Annotated in this window: 6 protein-coding genes; 5 read left to right on the forward strand and 1 reads right to left on the reverse strand. The window is 64.2% G+C overall.

From position 1 onward, the window contains the following. From SE92_RS00005 to SE92_RS00030, 5 genes are all read left to right on the forward strand, one after another. On the forward strand, positions 1-696 hold a 696-nt coding region (locus SE92_RS00005), incomplete at its 5' end, for an autotransporter outer membrane beta-barrel domain-containing protein (RefSeq protein WP_157094943.1). Positions 697-842: 146 nt separating this feature from the next. Next, on the forward strand, positions 843-1,961 hold the full coding sequence (locus SE92_RS00010) for a helix-turn-helix transcriptional regulator (RefSeq protein ID WP_061811858.1): 1,119 nt from the start codon (positions 843-845) through the stop codon (positions 1,959-1,961). A 113-nt stretch (positions 1,962-2,074) separates the two neighbouring features. Beyond that, complete coding sequence (locus SE92_RS00015; protein ID WP_063193904.1) at positions 2,075-3,193, forward strand: helix-turn-helix transcriptional regulator; 1,119 nt, start codon at positions 2,075-2,077, stop codon at positions 3,191-3,193. A 230-nt stretch (positions 3,194-3,423) separates the two neighbouring features. Next, positions 3,424-3,681, forward strand: coding sequence for a hypothetical protein (locus tag SE92_RS00020; RefSeq protein ID WP_063193905.1), 258 nt, complete (start codon positions 3,424-3,426; stop codon positions 3,679-3,681). Between the two features lie 186 nt (positions 3,682-3,867). Then, a complete protein-coding gene (locus SE92_RS00030) occupies positions 3,868-4,596 on the forward strand; it encodes a sulfite exporter TauE/SafE family protein (protein WP_063193907.1) in 729 nt (242 codons plus the stop codon). Here the strand turns inward: SE92_RS00030 and SE92_RS00035 are convergent. Continuing rightward, positions 4,593-7,753, reverse strand: a 3,161-nt coding sequence (locus tag SE92_RS00035; protein ID WP_063921194.1) for an efflux RND transporter permease subunit, incomplete at its 5' end; no start/stop codon positions are given. The two genes, SE92_RS00030 and SE92_RS00035, sit on opposite strands and share 4 nt — an antisense overlap.

A 7,753-nucleotide genomic window follows, 5' to 3' on the forward strand; every position in this document is an offset into this window, starting at 1 on the left:
TTCCTCGGCGGCGGGCAGGGTGGCCTGTCGGTCGATCTCAACTCGCAGTCGGTGGACACCAATTACGTGTTCGCCGGCGCCTACAGCCGCTTCGAATGGGCCGCGCAATTCTTCGACTTCACGATCCAGGGCGGCAATGCCGACAACAGGTCACGCCGCCTGGTGCTGAACGACGCGGCCATCGGCGGCATGGAAACCGCGACGGCGAATTACAGCGGCTGGTACGTCAGCCCGGAGGTCGCCTACGGCTACAGGCTCGACATCGGCAACGGCTATGTGCTGACGCCGACGGCGCGGCTGCGCTACGTCGCCGGCCGGTTCGACGGCTACAGCGAGACCGGCTCGGCGCAAGGCCTGTCGATCGGCGGCCGCACGCTGCAGGATTTCGAGGAGCGCGGCGAGGTCGATCTCTCGCGCGTCACCAGCCTCGCCGGCGGTGAGCTCAAAGCCAACGTCCACGGCGGCGTCATCGCGCTTCAGCGCGCCGGTGACACCACCATCAACACGGTGCTGCTCGGCCAGAACCTGTCCTTCGTGACGCCCGGCAGCCGCAGCACGGTCGGTGCGGTCGCAGGCTTAGGCTTCGACTACCGCACCAGCCGCAACGTGTCCGTGTTCGGAGCGGTCGAAGGCATCATGATGTCCGACCAGAGCCGCACCGGCACCGCGAAGGGTGGCGTTCGCGTCGCGTTCTGAGCCGGCATCAGCCCTGGCGGCCTGAACGCGATGCCCGCCGGCCGGGTGCCATCCGCCCGGCCGGCGGCCTCCTCCGATCGGAGGATGTCGCATGCTTCGGTTGTGCTATCCTCGGGGGCATTGATCACTCAGTGCCATTCTGAGCCATGCACCGACCGCAGAAACTGCCGGACCTCGTCGAATCCATCTACGATGCCGGGCTCGATCCATCGCTCTGGAATAACGTCGTCGCCGGCATCCGGGATTTCGTCGGCGGCCAGGCCTGCGGATTGTTTTCGAAGGACTCGATCAGCAAGTTCGGCGTCACCCACTATTATTGCGGGGCGGACCCGCACTTCATCCAGCTTTATTCCGACACGCATTCGAAGTTCGATCCGCTCTCGGTGTTACCGCCACACGGCAAGGTTGTGAGCGTGCCGGATCTCGTCGATTTCGAGGAGTATCGCAAGGGGCGCTTCTACCAGGAATGGATGCGGCCGCAGGGAAGCAGCGATGCGGCCAATGTCGTGCTCGAGATGTCGAACGCGACCTGCCCGGTGATGATGACGGTGTTGTCGGGCCGGCGCATGGTCGATTCCGGCATGAAGCATCGTCTCTCGCTGCTCGTGCCGCATGCCAGCCGCGCGCTTCTCGTCAACCGCGCCACGGGGGTCCAACTGACGCTGGCGACGGCACTGGCCGATGTCCTGGACAATCTGACGGCCGGGATCTTCCTTCTCGATGGCTTCTGCCGCCTGGTGCATGCGAACGCGGCCGGTCACGCCTTGCTCGCAGCCGACGACGTGGTTCGATCCGTCGCCGGAGAGCTCGTGACCTGCAGCGCGCAGACCAATCGGACGCTCCGCGAAACGTTGGCGGGCCGGCGCGACGCCACGCTGCTTGCCGCAGACGGCCATCCCATGCCGCTGCTGTCCCCCACCGGCGAGCGCTACGTCGCTCATCTGCTGCCGTTGTCCTCCCTGATGCGCAACGACAGCGAGCGCGTCGTCGATGCCGCCGGTGCGCTGCTTCTGCGCAAGGTGTCGCTCGATGGACGGTCCTGCGGCGAACTGATCGCGCGGACTTTCGATCTGACGCCGGCGGAGCTCCGCGTGTTCCAGTCGATCGTCGAAATCGGCGGCGTTCCGGAGACGGCGGCAGCGCTGGGCGTCGCAGAAACGACGGTGAAGACGCATCTGCATCGTGTCTTCGCCAAGACCGGCGTGAACAGGCAGGCGGATCTCGTCAAGCTCGCCGCGGGATTTGCCAATCCGCTCGTTCACTGACCGGCAAATCGCCGTCGGCGTTGAACCTTTTGCTTCCGCGATAGACTCACAGAAGCCGCAGGGCATGCAGAACATTCCGCAAATCTCCAGGTTTGACATCATTGGCTGTTCCGATGTCCCGATCTCCAAGTCAGTCCGAGCTGATCGAGAGCATATATGACGCGGGGCTCCACCCTGAGTTGTGGAGCGATGTCGTCGTCATGCTCAACGACTTCATCGGCAGCCAGGCCTGCGGCCTGATTTCGAAGGATACGGTCAGCAAGTCGGGCGCGACGCACTATTATTGCGGGGTCGATCCGCATTACATCCAACTCTATTCCGAGACCTACTCCCAGTATGATCCGCTTGCCCGGCTTCCTCGGTATGGCGAGGTGCGAAACATTCCGGACCTCGTGAACTTCGACGAGTACCGCCGCGGGCGCTTCTATCAGGAATGGCTGCGACCGCAGGGCTGCGTCGACGTCGCCAACGTGGTGCTGGAGCAACAGAAGTCGCCGTGCCCGATGCTGATGACCGTGATTCCGGGCAGGGAGATGCTGGACGCCGAGCAGCGTGCGCGTATGCAGTTCCTCGTCCCGCATGCGAGCCGGGCTCTGATGATCAACCGGGCGATCGAGCGGAAACAGCAACGCGCCACCGCGTTGGCCGACATCGTGGACCGTCTGAATGCGGGCGTCATCCTGCTCGATTCAGCCTGCCGGATCGTCCACAGCAATCCCGCCGGGGAGACGATCCTGGCCGCCGACGATGTTCTGCGTTCCATCGCCGGCCGGCTGGTGACGAGATCTTCCGAGGCTAACCTCGTCCTGCGCAATATCTTCCGCGATCCGGGAGAGGTTGCCGTGGCGGCGGCAGACGGTCGGAAGATCCCGCTGACCTCGCATGACGGATCGTATTACGTCGCACACGTGATTGCGTTGCCGTCGCTGCTGCGTGACGGTGCGAGGGATCGCTCGTCGGCGGTCGGGGCCTTGCTCGTCTGGAAAGCGGAACTCGACAGCAGCGCATGCGCAGGCCTGGTCGACCGCGCGTTCGAACTGACGCCGGCGGAACTGCGCGTTCTGCAATCGATCGTCGAGGTCGGCGGCGTGCCGGAGACCGCGACTGCGCTGGGGATCGCCGAGACGACGGTGAAGACGCATCTGCATCGTGTCTTCGCCAAGACCGGCGTTTCCCGTCAGGCCGATCTCGTCAAGCTTGCGGCGGGTTTTTCCAATCCGCTTCTGCACTGACGCGCACGCGCGTCGCGGAGCGATCGCTGCAGCTGGCTGCAGGTTCAAACGGCAACATCATTTGAAAGTTATCGCGCGTCATTCGATCGAATGACGCGTTTTTTTGCGCGCTCTTCTAGAGAAGCATCACACGAGTTCTTGTTCGACCTGTCATCTTCTTCTGTGAAGCAACTCACAGCAGGCTGGAGTGAATCCCATCATTCTCTCGTTCAGGTTGAAAGGAGATCGTCATGCGAAGGACGTCACTTGCCATGGCCGAGAAGTTCCGTGACATCGTCGTTCGCGTCGGTGCTGCATTTCACGAGCAGCGCAAGATCGACGCGCGCCGCGCATTGCAGCGCTATCACCATTTGCTGGCCCAGCCGGACGACACATTGCATTTGAACGAGATCATTCCGCTCGGCAAGGAAGAGGATATTTCAGGACATGCCAACGGATCTGATGCGCGCGAGCGCGCCGCCAGCCCAGCTGCGTTCGAGCGCGCGTAATTTCAACATCGTCGCGATCGTGCTGACCGCGGCCCTCGTCGCTCTTCAGCTGGTCGGACTGGCACTTCTGGAGCGATCCCACGCCCATGCGATGCAAACGTCGGCTCCGCACGAGGCGGCCGTCTGCGCCGAAGAGCCGGCGGCTGACGTTTCGCAGATTCCCACCGATTGACCGGAGGACGGTCCGTGCCTGATGTCACGACTCTGATTCTGCTGAGCGTTGCCGTGTTCGCTGGCGCCTTCGTTTCCGGGCTCTCCGGTTTCGCGTTCTCTGCCGTGGCGGGCGCGATCCTGCTGCGGGTGTTTCAGCCGCTCGAAGCCGTGCCGCTGATGATGGCGTGCAGCATCGGCGTGCAGGCGACCAATCTGTGGGCGCTCCGGCGCAGCATCCGCTGGGAGGGTAGTCTGCTGCTGATCGTCGGCGGATTGATCGGCGTCCCCATCGCCGTGTCGCTGCTGCAGAGCGCGGATACGCATCTGCTCCGGCGCGGCTTCGGCATCGTCGTGGCGCTCTATGCGGCCTACATGCTGTTGCGGCCGACGCTGGTGACCGCCGGTGAAGCCGTCGGCAGGCATTGGGTCGCACTGATCGGGTTCGGAGGAGGGCTCGTCGGCGGGCTGACGGCGATGCCGGGTGCGATCCCGACGATCTGGTGCGACATGCGCGGCATGCCCAAGAGCGAGCAGCGCGGCCTGGTGCAGCCTTTCATCGCCGCGATGCAGGTGTTCGCGATCGTCCTGCTGGTCGGACACCAGGATCTGTCGTCAAAAGTCTTCGTCGACCTCGCGGTCAGCCTGCCGGCGTTGTTTGCCGGATCAGTGCTCGGCGTGATTGCCTTCCACCGCGTCAACGAGACGGTCTTTCGCAAGACCGTGCTCGTCCTGTTGCTGCTCTCGGGGATTTCGCTGGTCTAATGACCCGCGCTCTGAACCGGTGCCGCGCTGATGTCGCTGCCGTGATGCACCAGCGGCTTGTTGCCGGTGACGGTCCGCAGCAGCACATAGAACACCGGCGTCAGGAACAGGCCGAACACGGTGACGCCGATCATGCCGGAGAACACGGCAACGCCCATGGCGCGCCGCATCTCCGAGCCCGCGCCGGTCGAGAGCACCAGCGGCAAGACGCCCATGATGAACGCCATCGACGTCATCAGGATCGGGCGAAGCCGCAGCCGGCTCGCCTCGATCGCGGCCCGGATCGGCGTGCGTCCCGCGAATTCGAGCTCGCGCGCGAATTCGACGATCAGGATCGCGTTCTTGGCCGAGAGGCCCACGAGCACGATCAAGCCGATCTGGGTGAACACATTGTTGTCGCCCTTCGAAATCCAGACGCCGAACATCGCAGCGAGCAAGCCCATCGGCACGATCATGATGATCGAGAGCGGCAGCGTCAGGCTCTCATAGAGCGCGGCCAGCACCAGGAACACCAAGAGGATCGCCAGCGGGAACACCCAGAGGCCGGAATTGCCGGCGATGAACTCCTGATAGGTCAGGTCGGTCCATTCGAAGGCAAAGCCGGGCGGCAATGTCTCCGCCGCGATCCGTGTCGCCGCCTCCTGCGCCTGGCCTGACGAGAAGCCGGGCGCCGCTGCCGCGTTGATGTCGGACGACAGGAATCCATTGTAGCGGATCGCGCGCTCCGGTCCCGCGCTCTGCCGGATGTTGAGCAGCGCCGACAACGGCACCATGTCGCCCGAGGACGAGCGCACCTTCAACTGCCTGATATCGTCGGCACGGGCGCGGAACGGCGCGTCGGCCTGGACGCGCACCGAATAGGTCCGGCCAAACTTGTTGAAGTCGTTGACGTAGTAGGAGCCGAGATAGATCTGCAGCGTGTTGAAGACTTCTGTGACGGGCACGCCGAGCTGCAGCGCCTTGGTGCGGTCGATGTCGGCAAACAGCTGGGGCACGTTGACCTGGAAGCTCGAGAACACGCCGGCGATCTCCGGTGCCTTCTGCATCGCCGCCACGAACGCGTTGGTCGCCTCGTTCAAGGCCTCGTAGCCGAGGCCGGCGCGGTCCTCGATCTGCAGCTTGAATCCGCCGATGGTGCCGAGGCCGTTGACCGGCGGCGGCGGGAACATGGCGATGAAGGCCTCCTGGATGCCGGCGTATTTCTTGTTTAGATCGGCCGCGATGGCATTGCCGCTCAGGGCTGCATCCTTGCGCTCGTCGAACGGTTTCAATGTCGAGAACACGATGCCGGCGTTGGACGAGTTGGTGAAGCCGGAGATCGACAGGCCCGGGAAGGCGACAGAACTCTCGACACCGGGCTGGGTCAGCGCGATGTCGCTCATCTTGCGGATCACCTCTTCGCTCCGGTCGAGCGTCGCGCCGTCGGGCAGGCGGGCGAAGCCGACGAGGTATTGCTTGTCCTGGCCCGGCACGAATCCACTAGGAACCTGCTGGAACAGGAAGGCCGTCAGGCCGACCAGCACGACATAGAGGCCCATTACCGCAGTCTTGCCCGAGATCACCTTGGAGACGCTGCCGCTGTAGTTCTCCGAGGAGCGCGTGAAGGCCTTGTTGAAGCCGCGGAAGAACCAGCCAAGGCCCTTTTCCATGATCAGCGTCAGGCGATCCTTCGGCTCGTTGTGGCCCTTGAGCAGAAGCGCCGAGAGCGCCGGCGAGAGCGTCAGGGAATTGACCGCCGAGATCACGGTCGAGATCGCGATCGTCAGCGCGAATTGCTTGTAGAACTGCCCGGTGAGGCCGGAGATGAAGGCGAGCGGCACGAACACCGCGATCAGCACCATGGCGATCGCGATGATCGGCCCCGACACCTCGCGCATCGCCTGATAGGTGGCATCGCGCGGCGACAGCCCGGACTCGATGTTGCGCTCGACGTTCTCGACCACGACGATGGCGTCGTCGACGACGATGCCGATCGCGAGCACGAGGCCGAACAGGCTGAGCGCGTTGATGGAGAAGCCGAACGCGTGCATCACCGCGAACGTGCCGACGATCGACACGGGCACGGCCAGGAGCGGGATGATCGAGGCCCGCCAGGTCTGCAGGAACAGGATCACCACCAGCACCACCAGCGCGATCGCTTCCAAGAGCGTGTGGATCACCGCCTCGATCGAGGAGCGCACGAACTGGGTGGGATCGTAGACGATCTGGTAGGACACGCCCTCGGGCATGTTCTTCTTGATCTCTGCCATGGTGGCGCGGACATTGTCGGAGATCTGCAACGCGTTGGATCCCGGCGCCTGGAAGATCGGGATCGCCACCGCCTGCTTGTTGTCGAGCAGCGAGCGCAGGCCGTATTCGGAAGCGCCAAGCTCGATGCGCGCGACGTCGCGCAAGCGCACGACTTCGCCGCGCGTCCCGGTCTTGACCACGATGTCGGCGAATTGCTCCTCGTTCGCAAGGCGGCCTTCGGCGTTGACGGAGAGTTGGAGATCGATGCCCGCAACGTTCGGGGAGGAGCCGACCACGCCGGCGGCGGCCTCGACGTTCTGCGCCTGGATCGCCCGCACGATGTCGCTCGCGGTCAGCCCATGCTCGGCGGCCTTCTGCGGATCGACCCAGACCCGCATCGAATAGTCGCCGGCCCCATAAAGCTGCACGTCGCCGACACCGTCGATCCGCGCCAGGCGGTCCTTGACGTTGAGCACGGCGTAATTGCGCAAATACGTCATGTCGTAGCGGCCGTTCGGCGACAGCAAATGCACGACCATGGTGAGGTCGGGCGAGGACTTCTTGGTGATGATGCCGAGCTGGCGCACCACGGCCGGCAGGCGCGGTTCGGCCTGCTGCACGCGGTTCTGCACCAGCTGCGTCGCCTTGTCGGGGTCGGTGCCGAGGCGGAACGTCACCGTCAGCGTCATGGCGCCGTCAGTGGTGGCCTGGCTCGACATGTAGAGCATGTTCTCGACGCCGTTGATCTGCTCCTCGATCGGCGTCGCCACCGTTTCCGCGATCACCTTGGGATTGGCGCCGGGGTAGGTCGCGCGCACCACGACGGACGGCGGCACCACGTCCGGATATTCCGAGATCGGCATCGCGAACAGCGAAATCAGGCCGGCAAGGAAGATCAGCACCGACAGCACGCCGGCGAAGATCGGAC

Origin of the sequence: Bradyrhizobium sp. AT1 (assembly GCF_001590795.1) — a bacterium.
GTDB lineage: Bacteria > Pseudomonadota > Alphaproteobacteria > Rhizobiales > Xanthobacteraceae > Bradyrhizobium.

Coding starts and splice junctions, on each gene's coding strand:
- SE92_RS00010 (WP_061811858.1), top strand. CDS start 843: ATGCACCGACCGCAGAAACTGCCGGACCTCGTCGAATCCATCTACGAT.
- SE92_RS00015 (WP_063193904.1), top strand. CDS start 2,075: ATGTCCCGATCTCCAAGTCAGTCCGAGCTGATCGAGAGCATATATGAC.
- SE92_RS00020 (WP_063193905.1), top strand. CDS start 3,424: ATGCGAAGGACGTCACTTGCCATGGCCGAGAAGTTCCGTGACATCGTC.